General features: G+C 61.0%; 17 protein-coding genes. 4 read left to right on the top strand and 13 right to left on the bottom strand.

Translation table 11 applies throughout. The annotated features are described in order from the left end of the window. Positions 1–14: 14 nt before the first annotated feature. Complete coding sequence (locus YH63_RS17960; protein ID WP_046826423.1) at positions 15–1,499, bottom strand: caspase family protein; 1,485 nt, start codon at positions 1,497–1,499, stop codon at positions 15–17. A 345-nt stretch (positions 1,500–1,844) separates the two neighbouring features. Here YH63_RS17960 and YH63_RS17955 point away from each other — a divergent pair, with 345 nt between their 5' ends. Then, the gene (locus YH63_RS17955) at positions 1,845–3,260 is read left to right on the top strand and encodes a DEAD/DEAH box helicase (protein ID WP_046826425.1); all 1,416 of its coding nucleotides are present in this window, start codon (positions 1,845–1,847) and stop codon (positions 3,258–3,260) included. Positions 3,261–3,394: 134 nt separating this feature from the next. Continuing rightward, positions 3,395–4,462 carry a GGDEF domain-containing protein gene (locus YH63_RS17950; protein WP_046826426.1) on the top strand — a complete coding sequence of 356 codons (1,068 nt, stop codon included), beginning with the start codon at positions 3,395–3,397 and terminating at the stop codon, positions 4,460–4,462. Here YH63_RS17950 and YH63_RS17945 read toward each other — a convergent pair. From YH63_RS17945 to YH63_RS17910, 8 genes are all read right to left on the bottom strand, one after another. Then, complete coding sequence (locus tag YH63_RS17945) at positions 4,459–4,941, bottom strand: TfoX/Sxy family protein (protein ID WP_046826427.1); 483 nt, start codon at positions 4,939–4,941, stop codon at positions 4,459–4,461. The genes YH63_RS17950 and YH63_RS17945 overlap by 4 nt on opposite strands. Before the next feature lie 19 nt (positions 4,942–4,960). Continuing rightward, positions 4,961–5,371 (bottom strand): HesB/IscA family protein, encoded by a 411-nt coding sequence (locus YH63_RS17940; RefSeq protein WP_046826428.1) that lies wholly within the window; start codon positions 5,369–5,371, stop codon positions 4,961–4,963. A gap of 63 nt (positions 5,372–5,434) precedes the next feature. Further along, positions 5,435–5,815: an SUF system Fe-S cluster assembly protein gene (locus tag YH63_RS17935; protein WP_046826429.1), complete on the bottom strand. Its 381-nt coding sequence runs from the start codon at positions 5,813–5,815 to the stop codon at positions 5,435–5,437. After that, positions 5,812–7,059 (bottom strand): cysteine desulfurase, encoded by a 1,248-nt coding sequence (locus YH63_RS17930; RefSeq protein ID WP_170978753.1) that lies wholly within the window; start codon positions 7,057–7,059, stop codon positions 5,812–5,814. Before YH63_RS17930 ends, YH63_RS17935 begins: the two co-directional genes overlap by 4 nt. Beyond that, on the bottom strand, positions 7,056–8,381 hold the full coding sequence (sufD, locus tag YH63_RS17925; RefSeq protein WP_046826431.1) for a Fe-S cluster assembly protein SufD: 1,326 nt from the start codon (positions 8,379–8,381) through the stop codon (positions 7,056–7,058). The genes YH63_RS17930 and sufD overlap by 4 nt, the downstream gene beginning before the upstream one ends. A gap of 11 nt (positions 8,382–8,392) precedes the next feature. Further along, positions 8,393–9,151: a Fe-S cluster assembly ATPase SufC gene (gene sufC / locus YH63_RS17920; protein WP_046826432.1), complete on the bottom strand. Its 759-nt coding sequence runs from the start codon at positions 9,149–9,151 to the stop codon at positions 8,393–8,395. Further along, positions 9,148–10,626: a Fe-S cluster assembly protein SufB gene (sufB, locus tag YH63_RS17915; protein ID WP_046826433.1), complete on the bottom strand. Its 1,479-nt coding sequence runs from the start codon at positions 10,624–10,626 to the stop codon at positions 9,148–9,150. Before sufB ends, sufC begins: the two co-directional genes overlap by 4 nt. A gap of 82 nt (positions 10,627–10,708) precedes the next feature. Next, positions 10,709–11,866 (bottom strand): cysteine desulfurase family protein, encoded by a 1,158-nt coding sequence (locus tag YH63_RS17910; RefSeq protein ID WP_046826434.1) that lies wholly within the window; start codon positions 11,864–11,866, stop codon positions 10,709–10,711. Between the two features lie 241 nt (positions 11,867–12,107). Between YH63_RS17910 and YH63_RS17905 the strand changes: the two genes are divergently transcribed. Then, positions 12,108–12,755 (top strand): alpha/beta hydrolase, encoded by a 648-nt coding sequence (locus tag YH63_RS17905; protein ID WP_006020406.1) that lies wholly within the window; start codon positions 12,108–12,110, stop codon positions 12,753–12,755. Positions 12,756–12,831: 76 nt separating this feature from the next. Here YH63_RS17905 and YH63_RS17900 read toward each other — a convergent pair whose 3' ends face one another. Together YH63_RS17900 and YH63_RS17895 are read right to left on the bottom strand one after the other, a co-directional pair. After that, positions 12,832–13,506 carry a glutathione S-transferase family protein gene (locus YH63_RS17900; RefSeq protein WP_046826435.1) on the bottom strand — a complete coding sequence of 225 codons (675 nt, stop codon included), beginning with the start codon at positions 13,504–13,506 and terminating at the stop codon, positions 12,832–12,834. A 212-nt stretch (positions 13,507–13,718) separates the two neighbouring features. Beyond that, a complete protein-coding gene (locus YH63_RS17895; protein WP_046829420.1) occupies positions 13,719–14,816 on the bottom strand; it encodes an anhydro-N-acetylmuramic acid kinase in 1,098 nt (365 codons plus the stop codon). 155 nt (positions 14,817–14,971) lie between these two features. Between YH63_RS17895 and tyrS the strand changes: the two genes are divergently transcribed. After that, entirely contained in the window at positions 14,972–16,225 is a 1,254-nt protein-coding gene (gene tyrS, locus YH63_RS17890; RefSeq protein WP_046826436.1) for a tyrosine--tRNA ligase, read from the top strand. A 21-nt stretch (positions 16,226–16,246) separates the two neighbouring features. Here the strand turns inward: tyrS and YH63_RS17885 are convergent, their stop codons facing one another. Further along, positions 16,247–16,690: a PaaI family thioesterase gene (locus tag YH63_RS17885; protein WP_046826437.1), complete on the bottom strand. Its 444-nt coding sequence runs from the start codon at positions 16,688–16,690 to the stop codon at positions 16,247–16,249. Further along, a complete protein-coding gene (locus tag YH63_RS17880; protein ID WP_137325240.1) occupies positions 16,687–20,307 on the bottom strand; it encodes a YhdP family protein in 3,621 nt (1,206 codons plus the stop codon). Before YH63_RS17880 ends, YH63_RS17885 begins: the two co-directional genes overlap by 4 nt. Between the last annotated feature and the right edge of the window lie 55 nt (positions 20,308–20,362).

Here is a 20,362-nt window from a genome sequence, read left to right as displayed (position 1 = left end):
GGGACGGTCCCTTCCTATCGCCGGAAGTTCTTGATCTCCGACAGGCTGCCGTCCTGATAGGTCAGTTCGACTGAAACGGATCGGGTCGATGCGGGAATCTTCATGTATGACGCGGCGTTTTCCGGGATGGCGGACGGATCCCTGGGATTGCACGGCGGGATCTTGACCACCTGGTTCGGCACCGTCGTGTCGATGCCAATGCGCATTTCCCGAACCGCGCAGCGGAACGACAATATCTGCGAATAGTAAACCAGCGGGCCGCTGTATCCGCCGAACGAGAGCCAGCTGTTCGACGTCATGTCCAGCAGCTTGCGATGGCTGGCGATGAGCGCCGCTTCTGGATCGAACTTGATCGGAAACGGTCCCTGCATCTGGCCGGTCGGATCGACATAACGCACCTGAATCGTCGCCGCCGGCGCATCGTTCGGCAGTTCGATCGAAGGGTTCGGCATGCGCCGCCGGGTGCGCGGATCGAGCGCATCAGTGAAACCGGTTTCCTTGAATTCGCCGCTCTCGCCGAGCCGCCAGGAAATCGCCAGTGTCGGGTCTGCAATGGAAAACGCAATCGACCATCCGCCGTTGTGGCGCATGAAACTCGCAATCGGCGCGTTGCCGTTATCGATGATAATCGGAGGCGTCGGCTGCACCGGCAGCGCCGCGACCTGCGTTTGCGCCTCGACCGCGATGGCGCGGTCGCCGTCCTTGACTGGCCTCAAGACGAAATCACCGACGATCTGATCGTAATAGGCGGGCGTCTGCATCCGGCTCGCCGCCACCGTCATCTGACGGACATCGGACTGGGTCCGCTTGGCGATCTGCACGAGATTGAGACCCGGTTGCGCCAGTTCGCGCACGAAGCTGCGGGTGAACACCGAATTGGGATTGGGATCGTTGTCGTTCAGGCGGTCGAGCGCGGTCTGCTTTGCGCCCGCGGAGAAAATCACGAACACGCCTTCTGGCGGTGAGATTGGTGCGAGGCCGCCGCTTCCGCCAAGGGCGCGTGTGCCCGTCGCCTCGAAGGGATTATTGCGGCAAGCATCGAAAACGAAAATCGAGGTTCGTGCACCACGAGCCTGCAGGCGTGAAATCACGCGCTCGGCCGAGAATGCGCCGTCACGGATCAACTCTTCCTGCCCTTGCGTGACCGCAGCGATGTCCGTCGGAAGCAGATAGTTCTGGCCGTTGATTTCGAATCCGTGTCCGGCAAAAAAGAAGAACGCCGTATCGCCCGGCTCAACAATCTTGTCGAACGCCAACATCGTTTCGCTGAACGCCTTGCGGGTCTGATTTTCAGCGAACAGCACGGTGAAGCCGAGCTGTTTCAGCGCATCGGTCATGGTCCGCGCGTCGTTCACCGCCTTCTGCAGCCGTGGCACGTTGCGATAGTCGTTGTTGCCAATCACCAGCGCCACGCGCCTTTCGGCGGAAGCTGGCGCGGCAAACGCCGTCATCAGCGCAACGAGGCCGATCAGCAGCGTCCCGATCCGAAATATGGCCATGATTCTGTCCCCTCGGGCCGCGCGGCTGGCGAGGCCCGGTTCCGGCGGTCAGTATGTCATAGTCGTCAGGGACAAGAAGGCGGTTCATGCATCCCTGCCAGAGGGCTGGAAACCCCTTCAACTTGTTGTCGTATTAAGGTTTTTCGCGGTTTTCGCCCTCAAATTCATTGACTTTCGCCGTTTCATGCCTATGTTCCGCTGCAACGCGGTCAGAATCGAGACGCGATTCTCTGGCCAGCCGCCTGTCGGCAAATATCTCCTCCCCGTGCCCTTAAAGCGTGCCGTTCCGGGGTGAGCGCGACAGAAATTTCCAGAGTCCGAACGGCGATTTCGACTCGAGGCTCAATGTCCTTTTCCAATCTCGGCCTGTCCGACAAGGTTCTCGCTGCCGTGGCGGCGACTGGTTATACGATCCCCACCCCCATCCAGGAACAAGCGATCCCCCACGTTCTCGCCCGGCGCGACGTGCTCGGCATCGCCCAGACCGGCACCGGCAAGACCGCCGCCTTCGTGCTGCCGATGCTGACGCTGCTGGAAAAGGGCCGGGCCCGCGCGCGGATGCCGCGCACCCTCATCCTGGAGCCGACGCGCGAACTCGCAGCGCAGGTCAAGGAACAGTTCGACAAATACGGCGCCGGCCAGAAACTGAATGTCGCCCTGCTGATCGGCGGCGTGTCATTCGGCGACCAGGACACCAAGCTCATGCGCGGCGTCGACGTGCTGATCGCGACGCCCGGCCGGTTGCTGGATCACACCGAGCGCGGTGGCCTGCTTCTCACGGGCGTCGAACTGCTGGTGATCGACGAAGCCGATCGCATGCTCGACATGGGCTTCATTCCCGACATCGAACGCATCTGCAAGCTTGTCCCGTTTACGCGGCAGACCCTGTTTTTCACCGCGACCATGCCAGCGGAAATCCGGCGCATCACCGAGACCTTCCTGCACAATCCCGAAAAGATCGAAGTTTCCAAACCGGCGTCCACCGCCGTGGGCGTGACCCAATTCCAGGTCGGGGTCGGACGCGAGCCGCACGAGAAGCGCGAAGTGCTTCGGCAGTTGCTCCGCGACGCCAAGGATCTCAAGAACGCGATCATCTTCTGCAACCGCAAGCGCGACGTGGCGGTGGTTTATAAATCGTTGCAGAAGCACGGTTTTAGCGTCGGCGCCCTTCATGGCGACATGGATCAGTCGGCTCGAACCGCCTCACTCGACCAATTCCGCAAGGGCGAGCTTCCGCTGCTGGTGGCCTCCGACGTCGCAGCCCGCGGCCTCGACATCCCCGAAGTCAGCCACGTCTTCAATTTCGACGTTCCTCACCATCCGGATGACTACGTCCACCGCATCGGCCGCACAGGCCGGGCCGGACGCCTCGGGACAGCGATTTCGATCGTCAGCCCTGCGGACCAGAAATCTGTCGCCGCTATCGAGAAGCTGATCGGGCAGCCGATCGCCCGCGCCGATTTCGTCCCCCTTGAGAACAGCGACGCATCCCCATCGCCAGCCCGCGAACAGCAGGCCGAGCGTGCACCGGAAGAGCGCAAGCCTCGCCGCGATTCCCAGCGAACCCGTGGTGGCCGTAACAAGTCCCGCAAGCCTGAAGGCGCAGACCGGAAACCTCAGGCAGCCGAAAAACCCGCACAATCCCAGCCGCCGTCAATCGGACGCGCAATGCCGCCGGCCGCGCGCGAACAACATGCCGAGCCGGGAGACCACTCGCATCTTCCAGCGTTCCTGCTAAGGCCAGTCCGCGCCCGCGGCTAAGCTACAACTATTTGACCCGTCTGCCGATTATGTCGTTTACGGGTCATTCATTCTCATCCCTTAACGTGCCTTCGATATTTTTAGCCATTTCGTTGACAAAGGCTGGCAGAAGCCCGCCTTGAAGGACACCGAACGTGATTGGCCTGCTGGAAGAATACGAGCGCACCATGGCGTTCGCCGAAGTCGCTTTGGGTCAAATCCGATCCTTGCGTCAGAACGCAGTGCCTCGCAATTACGAGATTTGGTACATTTACGCGACCGGCTACAACGCCGCGCTCAACAAGATCATCAACGAAACGCTGGGTCGCAACGGCAAACTGACCGAGGCCGACCTCGAGCAGATTTACGAAACCTATCTCTCCCAGAACCGGACCACTGAGCGTATCGACACGGTCGGCACGCGGGTGATCAATGAAATCGACGACGTGATGAATCTCATCACGGATGCTCTGGGAATGACGTCCACGTTCGGGCGCAATCTCGAGGGCGCCACCCAGAAACTGTCCGGCGCCAAGGATCGCGAACAGGTCAAGGCCGTGGTCGAGGCGCTCGTGGCATCGACGCGGGAGATGCAAGAAACGAACAAGGCGCTGGAGGCCCGCCTCGCCACGTCCAAGCAGCAGATCAGCAGCCTCCAGCACAGTCTTGAGGCCATTCGCAACGAAAGCCTGACCGATCCTCTCACCTCGCTGGGAAATCGGAAATTCTTCGATCGCGCCATCGAAAACGCGGTTACGCACGCGGCCGAATGCGGCGAGCCGCTATCCTTGCTGATGCTCGACATCGACCACTTCAAATCCTTCAACGACAACTACGGTCACCTCACCGGCGACCAGGTGCTGCGCCTTGTCGCGATGTCGCTGAAGCAGACCACCAAGGGTCAGGACATCACTGCGCGCTACGGCGGCGAAGAATTTGCCGTGGTGCTGCCGAACACCGCTCTACGTCAGGCGCTGACGGTCGCCGACAACATCCGCCGTGCGGTGATGTCGAAGCAGTTGAAAAAGAAATCGACGGGCGAGATTCTCGGCCGCGTGACCATTTCTGTCGGTGTCTCGATGCTGCAGCCCGGCGATGACCGCGAGAGGCTGATTGAGCGCGCGGACGCCTGCCTCTATGCGGCCAAGCGCAACGGCCGCAATCGGGTGATCTGCGAAGCCGATCCCGAATTCTCGCCGACAGATCGCATTCAGGTCGCTTAACGCTTTTTCGCGCGCGCCCGTTTCGGGCTGACTTTCTTGCTTTTGGCAGCTTTCGCCGGCGCTTTCTTTCCTGCGGACAACTTTGCGTTGCTCGTTCTGGCCTTGGCCGGGACGGGCTTCGCAGCCAGCTTGGTTGCCCGTTTTTTCACCCCGGACTTCTTCGCCGCAGCCCGTTTCGCCGCACCCAGAGCCTCGCGCGCCCACACAGCCAGTTCTTCAGGATCGTCGTAAAGCCGCTCCGGCAAATGCCGATACGACTTCACCACGACTATCTTGCTTTTGGTCTCATACTGGAAAGGCTTGGCTCCCTCGGCTTCATAGCGAGGGACCGTGAGGTCATCGACCCTGAAGATGACGCCTGCGCGCAACGCCATGGCGAAGTTCACGCCGTCGGCGACGATGCCGTAGCCGCTGAACATCCGCCGCAGCACGACGGGTCCGAATTCCGAAAAGAGGTCTATGAGATAATCGCGGTCCATTTTCCCCGGACCGGGTCGATCAGCCGTCGATTTTCGCGGCGGTCAACTGAACCGACTCGCCGCAACCGCAGGCGCTGATCTGATTGGGATTGTTGAAGATGAACTGCGCCTGCATCTTGTCGGCCTTGTAGTCCATCTCGGTGCCGAGCAGGAACAGCACGGCCTTCGGATCGACCAGCACCTTCACGCCCTTGTCCTCGACCACTTCATCGGTCGGGCGCACTTCATGGGCATATTCTACAGTGTAGGACTGGCCTGCGCAGCCGCCGTTCTTGATACCGACGCGAAGACCGACGATCTCGGAGTCGGCGCGCGCCGACAGTTCCTTGACTCGCGACGCAGCAGCGTCCGTCAGTCGCATGACCTGCGGACGGGGGCGAACGGCCGGCTTTGCGGCGGGTGTCGGAGTGCTTGGCGTCATACCGGTCATTTGGTCATTTCCCGCGGCGATTCAATGCCGCCTTCAGATTACATGCCGAGTCGGTACTTCAAATCACCACATGTTGAGGACGAGGCGCGCCTCGTCTGACATCCGGTCGGGGGTCCAGGTCGGCTCCCAGACAACGGCGACGCTGACAGGGCCAACGCCCGCGACACTGGCCACGGCATTCTCCACCATGGTGGGCAATTCGCCTGCAGCCGGGCAATTCGGCGTCGTCAGCGTCATCTGTACGTCCACGGAGCGGTCGTCCTTGATGTCGACCTTGTAGATCAGGCCGAGTTCGTAGATGTCCGCCGGGATTTCGGGGTCGAACACGGTCTTCAGCGCGGCCACGATATCCGTGCCGAGCCGCTCGGTTTCCTCGGGAGGAAGCGCCGACTGGGTATCGAATTTCAGGGCCGCCGGTTCGGCCGTCTGGATGGTGTCGTTCATGAGAATAGCTCCCGCGCCTTGATAAGCGCCTGCGCCAACTGATCGACTTCAGCGCGCGTATTATACATGCCAAATGAGGCACGGCACGTCGCCGTCACGTTGAATCGCTCCAGAAGTGGCATGACACAATGGGTGCCTGCCCGGACCGCGATCCCGCCACGGTCGATGACCGTCGCCACATCATGTGGGTGTGCACCGGTCATTTCGAAAGAGATGACCGGACCCTTGCCCTTCGCCGTACCTATAATGCGGAGCGAATTGATCTCGCGCAGCCGGTCGGTCGCATAGGTCAGCAGATCGTGTTCATGCCTGGCGATACGGTCCTTGCCGATCAAATTCACATAGTCGATCGCTGCACCGAGCCCGATCGATTCGACGATGGCCGGCGTGCCGGCCTCGAACTTGTGCGGCGGATCGCCGTAGGTCACCCAGTCCTTCGCGACCTCGCGGATCATTTCGCCGCCGCCATTGTAAGGGCGCATCGCAACGAGGTGATCATACTTTGCGTACAACACGCCGATCCCGGTCGGCCCGTAGAGCTTGTGACCGGTGAAGACATAGAAATCGCAATCGATGTCCTGCACGTCGATGGCCATATGCACGGCCGCCTGGCTGCCGTCGACCAGCACCGGAATGCCACGCGCATGCGCGAGCTTCACGACGTCCTTGACCGGCACGACGGTGCCGAGCGCATTCGACATCTGCGTGATGGCGACGAGCTTGGTCTTCGCCGTCAGCAGCTTTTCGAACTCGTCGATCAGGAAGTTGCCTTCATCATCGACCGGCGCCCACTTGATGACCGCTCCGTATCGCTCGCGCAGGAAATGCCACGGCACGATGTTCGAGTGATGCTCCATGATCGAGAGCACGATCTCGTCGCCTGCCTTGATGTTCGGCTCACCCCATGACGACGCCACGAGGTTGATGGCCTCAGTGGCATTGCGTGTGAAGATGATCTCTTCGTTGCGCTTCGCGTTAATGAACTGCGCAACTTTGGTCCGGCCGCCCTCGTAGGCGTCCGTCGCCGCGTTGGCGAGATAGTGCAGGCCGCGATGGACGTTGGCGTATTCGGACTTGTAGGCTTCCATCATGCGGTCAAGCACGGCGTTCGGCTTCTGCGCCGAGGCCGCGTTGTCGAGGTACACCAGCGGCTTGCCATAGACTTTCAGCGCGAGCGCCGGAAAATCCTGCCGGACGCGCTCCACATCATATGAGCCATTGGCTACTGCCGGATGCATGATCAGCCTCGCGTCGCCAGCCATCGCTCGGCCGCGGCGATCGCGAAGTCGCGAAGATTGTCATCCACGATCGACTCAATGGCCTCGCCGACGAAAGCTGCGATCAGAAGTGCCTGCGCTTCCTTCTCAGGCAAGCCGCGCGCGCGCAGGTAGAACAACAGACTCTCGTCCAGCGCTCCCGTGGTCGCGCCGTGACCGCAGGTCACGTCGTCCGCGAAGATCTCCAGCTCCGGCTTGTTGGATGCTTCGGCCTCGTCAGACAGCAACAGAGCACGGGTCATCATCTTGCCGTCGGTCTTCTGCGCGTCGGGGCGCACAATGATGCGGCCCTGAAACACCGAATGGGCGCGATCATCGAGAACCGCGCGGAACACCTCGCGGCTCGTGCAGTGCGGGACCGCATGATCGACCACAAGCGTAGTATCGCCATGCCGACGAGCGCCGAGCAGGTTGACGCCGTTCGTGGTCAGCTCGCTGCCTTCGCCGGCGAACGTGATGAAGCCCTGATAGCGGCTGACGTTGCCGCCATTCGTCAGGTTGAATGTGTTGAGCTTCGCTTTGGCGCCGATGGTTACGATGCTGGTCGAGATGTGGGCGGCGTCAAGCGCGTCTTCCATCAGGCGGACATGCTGAAGCTCAGCATCGTCACCAATCCAGATCACGACAGAGTCGTGAGTCTGGTAGGATGCAGCACCCTCCGCTGCAACGAAGCTCTCGACGAATGTCGCGCGCGCGCCCTTCCCGATCTTCAGCAGGGAGCGCGTGACAAGCGACGTGCCTGAATCGGTCGCCACGTGAACGATATGAATCGGCTTTGCGAGCGCGGCGCCTTCGGCCACGTCGATCACGACCCCGTCCGTTGCCAGCGCGGCGTTCAGCGAAATCATCGCATCCGACGCAACGCTGGTCATCAGCAGATCCGCGCGCACCTTGTTGTCGTTATCTTCCAGAACCTCGCGCAACGCCTTCACGTGAACGCCCGCTTCGAGCACCGTCACATCCGACAGTTGCGGCGCGAACACGCCGTCGACGAGAACCAGCTTCTGCGTGCCATCGATGCCGAGCGACTTGATCGCTTTCGCAGCGCGCACAAGATCTGCCTGATCCGGCGCAGGCGCCAGTGGCGCGACCTCACGCAGCAAGGCGCGCAGGTCGGTGTATTTCCATTCCTCGATGCGCCGGTGCGGCAGGCCGCGACGCGCAAAGTCGTCGAAAGCATTCTGCCGGACTTCGGCAACGGTGCCCGATCCGGGCAGACGGCCGCGCGCCGCGGCGAACAGTTCGCCGAGCGCATGGTCCGTCGTGGGCTTAACCAATGCAACGTTCATGATGGACCCGCTTACGCTGCCTTGTCTTCGAACTGGGCGTAACCGGACTCTTCCAGCTCCAGCGCCAGTTCCTTGCCGCCGCTCTTCACGACGCGCCCCTTCGACATCACGTGGACGAAGTCCGGGGTGATATAGTTCAGCAGCCGCTGATAGTGCGTGATGACAACCATCGCGCGATCCTTCGAGCGCAGCGCGTTGACGCCGTCGGCGGCGACACGCAGTGCGTCGATGTCGAGACCGGAATCCATTTCATCGAGGATGCACAAGCTCGGCTGGAACAGCGCCATCTGCAAAATCTCGTTGCGCTTCTTCTCGCCACCAGAGAAGCCGACGTTGACGCCGCGCTTCAACATATCCATCGGAATGTTGAGCGAGTCCGCGACGGAACGCACCTTCTTCAGAAAATCAGGAACCAGAAGCTCGGCTTCGCCGCGCGCCTTGCGCTGGGCATTCAAAGCGGTGCGCAGGAAGTTCATGGTGGTGACGCCGGGAATTTCCACCGGATACTGGAACGCCAGGAACACGCCCTTGGCGGCGCGCTCATCCGGCGCCATCTCCAGAACGTCTTCGCCCTTGAACAGGATTTCGCCAGCGGTGACATCGTAACCGGGCTTGCCGGCAATGACATGGCTCAGCGTCGATTTTCCGGAGCCGTTCGGCCCCATGATTGCATGAACTTCGCCCTGATTCACGGTGAGGTCGAGACCATGAAGGATCTCGTTATCTTCCACCTGAACCTTGAGGCCTTTGACTTGCAGTAACGCGGTCATCCAACACTTCCTTCCAGCGAGATCGAAATCAGCTTCTGAGCCTCGACCGCAAATTCCATCGGCAATTGCTGCAGCACATCCTTGACGAAACCGTTGACGACCAGCGCCACGGCTTCTTCCTGGCTTAGTCCGCGCTGCACGCAATAGAACAGCATGTCTTCGGAAATCTTCGACGTGGTCGCTTCGTGCTCGAACAGCGCCGATGAATTCTTGGCTTCGATATACGGCACGGTGTGCGCGCCGCATTTGTCGCCGATCAGCAGCGAGTCGCACGCGGTGAAGTTACGCGCGCCGGTTGCCTTGCGATGGGCGGTGACGAGACCGCGATAGGTGTTCTGCGAAACGCCGGCCGCGATACCCTTCGAGATGATGCGGCTGGTCGTGTTCTTGCCCAGATGAATCATCTTGGTGCCGGAATCGACCTGTTGGTAGCCGTTCGAAATCGCGATCGAATAGAACTCGCCGCGCGAGTTGTCGCCGCGCAGGATGCAGCTCGGATACTTCCAGGTGATCGCGGAGCCGGTCTCGACCTGCGTCCACGAAATCTTGGAATTCTTGCCACGGCAGTCACCACGCTTGGTGACGAAGTTGTAGATGCCGCCCTTGCCTTCCGAGTTTCCCGGATACCAGTTCTGAACCGTCGAGTACTTGATCTCGGCATCGTCATGGGTGACGAGTTCGACCACGGCGGCGTGCAACTGGTTCTCGTCGCGCTGCGGCGCGGTGCAACCTTCGAGATAGCTGACGTATGAGCCCTTGTCGGCGATGATCAGCGTGCGCTCGAACTGGCCGGTGTTGCGCTCATTGATGCGGAAATAGGTCGACAATTCCATCGGGCATTTCACACCCGGCGGCACGTAAACGAACGAGCCGTCGGAGAACACAGCAGAGTTCAGCGTCGCGAAATAGTTGTCCGAAGTCGGCACCACGGTACCGAGATATTTCTTCACCAGATCGGGATGCTCGCGGATCGCTTCCGAGATCGGCATGAAGATCACGCCGGCTGCCTTCAGCTCGGCCTGGAACGTCGTCGCAACAGACACCGAGTCGAACACGGCATCGACGGCCACGCGGCGCTCACCTTCAGGGCGCACGACGCCGGCCAGCATCTCCTGCTCGCGCAGCGGAATGCCGAGCTTCTCGTAGGTCTTCAGAATTTCCGGATCGACCTCGTCGAGCGAGGCCAGCGCGTTCTTCTTCGGCGCGGAATAGTAATAGAGGTCCTGATAGTCGATCTTCGGATAATTGACGCGTGCCCAGGTCGGCTCTTCCATCGTCAGCCAGCGGCGATACGCTTCAAGACGCCATTCCAGCATCCACTCCGGTTCGTTCTTCTTCGCGGAGATGAATCGGACGGTGTCTTCGGAAAGCCCTTTCGGGGCCTTCTCGGATTCAATGATGGTTTCGAATCCATAACGATATTGATCGACGTCGATCTGGCGAACCCGATCGACCGTCTCTTGTACAGCCGGCATTTCAATCCTCCGCTCGCGGTTTCAAGGACCGCGGTGGACCGCTTAAGTTGTATCAGACTTGAGTACACGCATCGCGTGAAGGTTAGAACCGTTCAAGCCCGATTGCATGCGCTTTACCTAATACACCTGAGAGCTTTATCCAAGCCTCAAGACACCGATCTATGTCTGCTTCGGTGGTGTCCCAGCCCAGACTGAAGCGAATAGCTCCCTGCAGGAGCGCCGGATCGGCCTTCATCGCCTGCAGGACATGGGAGGGCTGGACCTTGCCCGAGGAACACGCAGATCCCGACGATACCGCAATGCCCTCCAGATCGAAGCCGATCACAGCGGTTTCCGCCTTCAGGCCCGGAGCCGAAACCAGCGTAGTGTTGGGTAGCCTCGATACGGCATCCGAGAAAATTACGGTGCCCGGATGGTTCCTGAGGCCCGTTTCTAGCCGCGCCTGAAGCGACTTCATCCGGGATGCGTCCACGTCTATCGACGCCACGCCGGCCCTCACCGCGGCTCCAAAGCCCGCGATTCCCGGCACATTCTCGGTTCCGGCCCGGCGGCCCTGCTCCTGACCGCCGCCCCTGACCAGCGCATACAGTCCTTCGACCCCGGCGGCGACAGCGACTGCTCCGATCCCCTTGGGACCGCCGATCTTGTGCGCAGAAATCGTGAGAATATCGGCCCCGAGAGCCTTGATGGGTATTTTTGAAAGCGCCTGAACCGCATCCACATGCAGCAGGTTTCCGGCCTCATGAACCAGCGCAGCCACCTCGGAGACTGGTTGGATCGCCCCGGTCTCGTTGTTCGCCAGCATGATCGAGACCAGCGCCGGAGGTCCGCCTGCCAGCAACGCGGCGAGGCTCTCCAGGTCGATCACGCCCGAGGGCAGCACCGGCGCGATCTCGACCGCGCCCTGCGCGAATCGACCGCCCGCGAGCACCGACGGATGCTCGATGGCCGAGACGATCAGCCGCTGCACCGGTTCCCCGCCGCTTTGGTGCAACGCCGGCGTCAGCGCCAGCGCGTTCGCCTCCGTACCTCCCGAGGTGAAAATGACGTTCCGCAGATCGGCGCCGACCGCTTCAGCCACAGCCGCACGCGCATCCTCGACAAGCCTTCGGGCGGCGCGGCCCTCGCTGTGCACCGACGATGGATTGCCGCTGACATCGAACGCAGCCGCCATCGCCGCGCGCGCTTCCGGCCGCAGCGGCGTCGTCGCATTCCAGTCGAGATAGACGCGTTCACGCATGATGTCTGACAATCCCGTCCGATCCGCTGGGCGCTTTACCCCACAATTGCATGAAAATAATCAGCAATCTGCGCCCCCTAGATAGTCCCTGCAGGCTCAATATGCTTGCTTTTTGCCCCTTGCCCCATGCTAGAACGCGGCACCCGTTCATCGCGCCGTGCCGCGCGCATGAGAACACTCGAGAGACACATCGTTTGCATCGGCCAACCGGCCCGCACAACGACGCTTCAAAGGAATTTTGATGCCTGAGGTCATTTTCACCGGCCCTGCCGGCCGTCTTGAAGGCCGCTACCACCCGGCGAAGCAAAAGAACGCGCCGATTGCGATGGTGCTGCATCCGCATCCGCAGTTTCAGGGCAACATGAACCATCCGATCGTGTATCAGGTCTATTACGCGTTCGTGGCGCGCGGCTTCTCCGTGCTGCGCTTCAACTTCCGCGGCGTCGGCCGCAGCCAGGGGCAATTCGATCACGGCACCGGCGAGTTGTCGGATGCGGCGTCGGCGCTCGACTGGGCACAGACCATCAATCCCGAGGCGCGCGCCTGCTGGGTTGCCGGCTTCTCGTTTGGCGCATGGATCGGCATGCAGCTTCTGATGCGCCGTCCCGAGGTCGAAGGCTTCATCTCGATCGCGCCTGAGCCCAACCGTTACGACTTCTCGTTCCTCGCGCCCTGCCCCTCGTCCGGCCTGATCGTTCATGGCGACAAGGACATCGTGGCGCCGGCGAAGGACGTCACGACCCTGGTCGAGAAGCTCAAGACGCAAAAGGGAATCGTGATCGATCAGCAGGTCATTCCCGGCGCCAACCACTTCTTCGTCGACAAGATGGAGCCGCTGATGGAATCGGTGACGTCCTATCTCGACATGCGGCTCGCCAACGTCCGCTAACGAAGCGATCTTTTCCAAACAAAATGGCGCGGACGAGGGATCGTTCCGCGCCATTTTCATTACTGAACCTGCGCCTTTAAGCAGCAGCACGCTGGTCCAGTTGGGAAAGATACGACCTGTGCTTCTTCATGAAGGCCCGCAGCAGCGCCGGATACTCGGCGTTCACGGCTGCGACCACTGAGGGCCGTTCGCGCAGACTCTTGCGCCAGCGTGCGATCTTCGGCTTGTCGGCGAGAATGCCGAAATCGCCGATTTCATCGAACGTATCGAAATAACGGAACACCGGTGCGAACACTGCATCGACCAGCGAGAAGGATTCGCCGTCAAACCATGGTGCCGCGACGAGTCGCAATTCAAGCCGCGCAAATTTTTCAGTTGCCTGCTTCACCTTGACGTTGAACGCTGCCTCATCGGTGGCCGTTTCCAGCCCCCAGATATCCGCCAACACCGCCGAGCCGAACTCCATCCACGCGCGATGTTCGGCGCGGGTGAGCGGGTCCTTCGGGTGCAATGGCTTGGGCTGGGTTTCTTCGAGATATTCGAGAATGACCGCAGATTCAAAAACAACCTTGTCGCCAACCTGAAGCACCGGCACCTTGCCGAGCGGCGAAATCTTCAGGAACCAATCGGGCTTGTTGTCGAGATCAATGTCGATCCGCTCGAACGGCACGCCTTTCTCCGTCAAGGAGATCACCGCACGCTGCACATAAGGGCAGAGCTTGTGGCTAATGAGCTTGAGCTTCTCGCTCATGACGTCTTCCTCCACTGATGCGAGCACGGCGGCGGTCGATCACTTTCGACATTCGACGCTGTCTGGCGCACATAGCGCCACACGCCGTCGCGAATGATTTGAACTGCGAGAATAAGTTCGGCGACCAGCATCGGGAATCTTCCTTCTATGCACTTGTATGCAAATAAATGCGAGTGCATGAAACTTGTCAAGATCCATGCAGATGCATGAAGTCACGGTTTCGCGAGCACGCCACCCGTCAGTGGTGCGGTTACGCCTGTGGTTCCCGGAAATGTCAGCGGCAAGCCCTTGAGGCTGCGGACGGCCATGTAGGCAAAGGCCTGGGCCTCGACCGCATCTCCTGACCAGCCGAGATCGGTGCCCCGTATCATGGACGCGGGCGCGACGCGCTGGCCCAGCATCCGCATCAAGGTCGGATTGCTGGCACCTCCGCCAACGACAATCCAGTTCGCGGGTAGCTTTGGCAACGTCGGCGCAATCATCGCGATCGAGGCAGCCGTAAATGCCGTCAGGGTAGCCGCGCCATCCTCCGTGCTCATGCCCTCAACACTCAGCGCTGCGAAATCATTGCGATCGAGTGATTTCGGTGGTGGCGTTGTGAAGAAGGGGCGGCTCAATGCACGCGCGATCCAATCCTGATCGGCACGCCCTCTGGCTGCCGTTCGGCCGTCGCGATCCACCGCCTCGCCTGTCCTGCGCAGCATGAAATCGTCGAGCGGCGCATTGCCGGGTCCAGTGTCGCAGGCGATCAATGTCTCGCCGTCGATATATGTGATGTTGGCGACGCCGCCGATGTTCACGACCATCGCCGGTCCTGTGCTGTTCAACAGCCGCACCAATGCGCGGTGATACACCGGCACCAACGGCGCGCCCTGCCCGCCTGCGGCAACGTCGGCGGCGCGCAGATCGAACACCACCGGCAAGCCAAGTGCCTTGGCCAACGCATGACCGTCGCCGATCTGCACCGTCAGTTTCTGATCCGGACGATGCAGCACCGTCTGGCCGTGAAAGCCGACGACATCGATGGCGTCGCGAGACAGATTATGGGCCTTCAGAAAATTCTCGATTGCTTCTGCATGTGCGCGCGTGACCAGCAACTCCGCGTCCATCAGCGCGCCGGGCCGTGCATCGCGTTCGATGACAGATACGGCATCGGCAAGCGCCTGCCTCAGCAAAACGCGTTCACAGTCGCTATAGGCGCGATAAGACGTCGGGCCGAACGTCCCGATACGCTCACCATCCGTCTCGATCAGGGCGACATCGACGCCATCGAGAGATGTCCCGCTCATCAGCCCAATCGCCTTCAGCAAGAGCGTCTCCTTCGGCCAAAATGCCCGCATTCATTGTTTTGTTCGCATTCTGGCCGCAAAGCCCGAATACGCGCTTGGTTGAATCCGACGCCGGACCTGATACACCACAGGCCCAAACAAAATGCTAAATAGCTCAATCGTCAAAGAGTGCCTCCATGAGCGCCTACAAGTCCGATTTCCTCAATGTCCTTCAGAGCCGCGGTTTCATCCACCAGATGTCGGATGCCGCCGGTCTCGATGCCCTTGCCGACAAGGGCGATGTGACAGCCTACATCGGATACGACTGCACGGCCTCGTCCCTGCATGTCGGGCACCTGCTGTCGATCATGATGCTGCACTGGCTCCAGCAGACCGGCAACAAGCCGATCGTGCTCATGGGCGGCGGCACCACCCGGGTCGGCGATCCGTCCGGCCGCGACGAGACGCGTAAGCTTCTGACCTACGAGCAGATCGATGCCAACAAGGAAAGCATCAAGGGAACCTTCACGAAGCTGATCCGGTTCGGCGCAGGCAAAAGCGATGCGGTAATGGCCGACAACGCGGAATGGCTGACCACGCTGAATTACATCGAAATGCTCCGCGACGTCGGCCGGCATTTCTCGATCAACCGCATGCTGACCATGGATTCGGTGAGGATGCGACTGGAGCGAGAGCAGGAACTGTCATTCATCGAATTCAACTACATGATCTTGCAGTCCTATGATTACGTAGAACTCTCGCGTCGTTACGGATGCAACCTGCAGATGGGCGGCTCCGACCAGTGGGGCAACATCGTCAACGGTATCGATCTCGGACGCCGCATGGGAACGCACCAACTCTACGCGTTGACGTGTCCTCTGCTGACGACCTCCTCGGGCGCGAAGATGGGCAAGACCGCTGCGGGCGCGGTCTGGCTGAACGCTGACCTGCTGAGCAACTACGACTACTGGCAGTTTTGGCGCAACACCGAAGACGCGGACGTCGAACGCTTTCTGAAGCTGTTCACGCTTCTGCCGATGGATGAGATCGCGAAGCTCGCGGCACTCAAGGGACAGGACATCAACGAGGCGAAGAAGATCCTTGCAACCGAAGCGACGGCACTCATTCGCGGACGCGAAGCTGCGGATGCGGCATCGGAGACGGCGCGAAAGACCTTCGAGGAAGGCACTATCGCCGGTGACCTGCCGACGCTGGAAATCTCACGCGCCGAGTTTGAGGCCGGTGCGCCGGCGCTGGGACTGTTCGTTAAGGCTGGTCTTGTGGCGTCGAATGGCGAGGCGCGCCGTCAGATCAAAGGCGGCGGCCTGCGTGTCAACGATGCGCCGGTTACCGATGAGAAAATGAACCTGACGCCGAAGGATCTGACGTCGGAAGGCGTGGTGAAGCTCTCGATGGGGCGCAAAAAGCACGTGCTCCTGAAGCCCGTTTAGAAAGCGCGCCGCTAGCTTTGGCTAACCCCGGCGGAGCATGGTCATCATGGTGGCCGACATCGTGGCCACCAATTTTTCGCGGCCATCGTCGCTGGCGAAGGCGCGGCCTTCCGCGATGACAAGCGTGCGGCCCGGCTTCACAACATTGCCGACGAAACGGAACGTCTGGCCTTTGGCAGGCGCCAGCAGGTTGATCTTGAACTCGACGGTGAGGATATCCGCCTGCGCGGGCATCAGCGTGTAAGACGCCAGCCCGCACGCGGTATCCAGTCCAGCGGAGACGATACCGCCGTGCAGGAAGCCGTTCTGCTGCGAGAACCTCACATCGTACGGCATCTGTAGTTCAAGCGTTCCCGGCTCGATCCTGGTCAGCGTTACTCCAAGCGTGGCCAAAGCCATTTGACCCGCGAACGTCTTCCGCACCCGCGCTTCGTAGTCGGGATCCTGAATCTGAAATGCGCTCATTGCTGGTTGGGGGTCGCAAAATCCGCTGGGGCGCTTTGCCTGCCGGTGTTGAAATCGAAGATCTTGCGGAATACGCCGGGCGCCATGGCCGAAATCGGATTGACCCGCAAAACAGGCGCGCCGGGTGTTCCGACTACCTCATATGTAATGCCGATCAGGCCTTCATTGCTGCCGCCGCCAAGGAACAGGCCGACGATCGGAATCTGCCCGAACATATTGTTCAGACCATAGAGCGGAACGAAGGTGCCGCTCATCTTCACCTGATTGACGGGATAGTCGATGAACCCTTCGATAGTCGCACCGATCGTCGGGCCGCGAAGCACGCCGTCCTTCACCCGTAGCTGGCCGCTCTGGCGCGTAAACTCCGCGCGCATGCCGGAAAAACCAACGCCCTGCGAATTTGCGCCCGGCGCATTGGCGACAGCCCGGTCAAGCGCGGCCTCGCCTTTGATAACAAAGTCGCGAACGTTCAGCAGTCCCTCCTGGGGTGCCGTATCCGACGTCGGCGGATCGACAGCCAGCCACATCTTGCCGCCATTCATCTTCGCGTAGGTGTCGGTGAAACGGAAGAACGCGCCTGCGTCGCTGGTCTCGAGATACATCACGTCACGCCCCTGTGCACGTCCACGCAGGTCCCCGATCACCGGCGTGTCACGCCCCAGCTTGCCGCTGAGCGAGAACGATCTGATCGCTCCGGCGCGGCGCGTGAGTTTCAGATCTATGCTGCGGACCGCCTCGCCGTAGAAACCCGCCAGCGCACCGAGCTTGGCGTCGATATCGATGTCAAAATTCTTGGATTTTTCCTTGGTGTTCTGGTCCCTGCCCGACATCGCGCTCTTGATGAAGCCGCGGCCGTCGAACACCTCACCCCGCATCGTAACCTTGAGCATTCCGTCCGGCAGCCGCTCGGCCTTCAGGTTCGCCTTGTCGCCTTCCGACGGCGAAAACGTCGGGAAGGACACACTGACGAGATCGTTCTTGTCATCGACCTCCAGCGAACCCTTGATCAGTGTCCCACTGCCTTCGACGACGATATCCTCGAAGCGCGTGCCTTGAGGCTTCTGCACGACGTTGAAGGTCATCTTGGTCGTCTTGCCCGCAACCTTGATCCAGCCGGGCAGCAGGTTGTCGATGCGCGCGGCTGTGAGGTCGGCCTCGACGCCAAAGCGATTGTCGCGGTTATCCCCCTCGCCGCCGGCGATCTTCCCGGTCAGCTTGATCGGAATGGCGCCGCTCAGGCTCGATCCCAGATCGACGCCTAAGCGCGCGCGGGCCGCATCGTCAAGGGTTGCCGAAACGCGCACGTCGGCATCGCCTTCATTGTTCTTGCGATAGTCGAGTGCCGCTGGTTGCCCGCCGATCTTGACGTCGCCCTTCACACGATACCCCTGATTATCGGCAACCACCTTCAGCGAGTTTGCCTCAAGCTTCTGGTTCATTGCGAGCTTGTCGACGGCCAGCGCGCCAAGATCGAGGTTGATGGAGTAAGTCGTATCCGCCTTGGTCAACGCATTCTTCAGAGGCATCGCCAGCGTGACAATCGCGGAAACCGTTCCTTTGCTCGAATTGGGATCGATTGCCGTATCGCCGGCTTCGCGCAGCCTCTCCGATTGCAGGACTTCGGCTGCCGCCGGAACCGGACCATCAATCCGGAAGCGCACCTTGGTCGGCGCGGGTTTCGGCGCAAGATCCGGCACCTCGAACGTCAGGTCGGAAATGTTGAGCCGTCTACCCGCCGGCGTATCGACCGCGCCCTGCCCGACGTTGATGTTGACCGTGCGGCCGCTGACACGACCCTTCATGTCGGCATCGCGAACCAACGGCATGTCATCGACTGGCTTGATGGTCAGGCCGCTCGCCAGGAAATTCACCGACAGCCCATCGTCAGGGATCGGCGGACCGCCGCGGACCAGCGTATGGACTGGCGCATTCACGGCAACATCAAGCCGCTGGACCATTCCACGATCGACCCGCTCGGTGACCCACTCGCGGACCTCGGGCGCAATCAGGACGGGCCAGATGCGCTTCAGCACCGTCACCGGCATCGGCGTCGCCGCCATGCCGAGCGTCAACCGCGCCTCGCCCGAATAGTCGAGACTTCCGGAACCCGCGACACCGATCTCGCCGTTGCTGATGTCGCATTGAGTCAAAAGTACGCGCCGGTTTTCGGTATCGAACCGGAGGCGAATGGCGATGCGGTTGAAGATCGAGGGGGCTTCTCCCGCTTCACCGGCCAGCAGAATTGTTCCGCCGCTGAGTCCGAGTTGCCAGTTCGGGATGCTGTCGTTGGGTGGTTCGAGATGTGCCAGCAGCGTGATGCGGTTGGCGCCCGCGTAAACATGAAACGGCGCCACCATGACGCGGCGGCCCGCATCCCACTCAACACGCGCATCGGCGTGGTCGATCACCATTGGATAGTCGGGCACGTTGAGATCGACGATAGTGCCCTTGCCCGCAACAATTTCGCCCCTGAAATAGGTGGGCAGCCCGTCACGGCCGATCTCGCCCTTGAACTCGCCGCTGAGCGGCATGTCTGCCGCGTAGGTGAAATCCTTCAAGCGGGCCGCAAGCAGCAGGTTGTTGGTCGGAACCTTGTTGGCGCTGATCTCGATCGACCGCACGCCGTTGGACGGCGCACCGACCGCGACCTTGAGCTCCCAGCCGTTCTTGCCTTCTTCGCCGACGCTAAGCGCAACACCGCCGCCCAACGGACGGCGCAAGCTCAGGCTGATGTTCGAGAAGTTGAGGACTCCGCCGTTGCGCTGATCCTCGACCGTCAGCACACCATTGCGCAATCCAATTTCGTTGAGGCTCTGGCCATCAAGACCGTTGGCGCTGAGACTGTCGAGCCAATCAAGCGCGGCAAGCAGCCCTCCCGTACCGTTCGACGCTGCGGCCGATGTCGCAGGCACTGCCGGCGGCGCGGGCGATGCCTGAAACGGCAAAGGTGTCGGACCGGTAGCGGTCGGCGGTGCGGGTTTAACGGGAACCTTGCCGGTCGCGAGCGGGCTGTTGCTTTGTCCCGTCGAAACAATCACGCGGCCGTCGGGCGTGATCCGCACCGCAAGTTCGGCACCCACGAGCCGAAGAGTTTCAGCGCGAAGCCGCCCGGTGAAGAGCGCCATCCCGGAAAGCCGCACTTCCGCTTTCGGCGCGCTCGCAACGATGTTGCGGTCGTGATCCCGTACGACGATGTCACGCAACCGCACCGCAATCCTGATCCGGCCGGCACGTTCGATCTGCGTGCCTCCAACTTCAACGGTGTGATTGTGTCCAAGATTCTCTTCGATCGCCGATGCCAGCCAGGGCGTCATAACGTCGAGATTTACCGGGCCGGCACCAAGCCGCAGCCATAGCGCTCCGAACGCCGCGGCAAAGATAAGACTCACCGACATCAGGACAATCGCGGTCCGTCCGGCCCATCGACTGCGCGCGATCCCTCGGCGCAACCCACGAAACCAGTCTGTGACCCGGTGAATTCCGATGCTTGGCCGATTGAGAAGTTTGACCGCCCTGTCACACGCGGCAGCGTCATGGTGATTCCATCCGGAATCATCCCAATGCCGGTGCTCGTCTGCAGCCTTCGCAAAGGCTTTTTGGGGCTCTGATCTCGGCATTGCCTCTCGGTATTGATAGTCAGCCTGGTCGCGCCGCCGGGCGTCAAAGCGTCAA

The organism is Afipia massiliensis, assembly GCF_001006325.2.
Taxonomy (GTDB): domain Bacteria; phylum Pseudomonadota; class Alphaproteobacteria; order Rhizobiales; family Xanthobacteraceae; genus Afipia; species Afipia massiliensis_A.
Note: the sequence above shows the minus strand (reverse complement) of the source record. Positions and strands in the feature narration are given on the sequence as shown.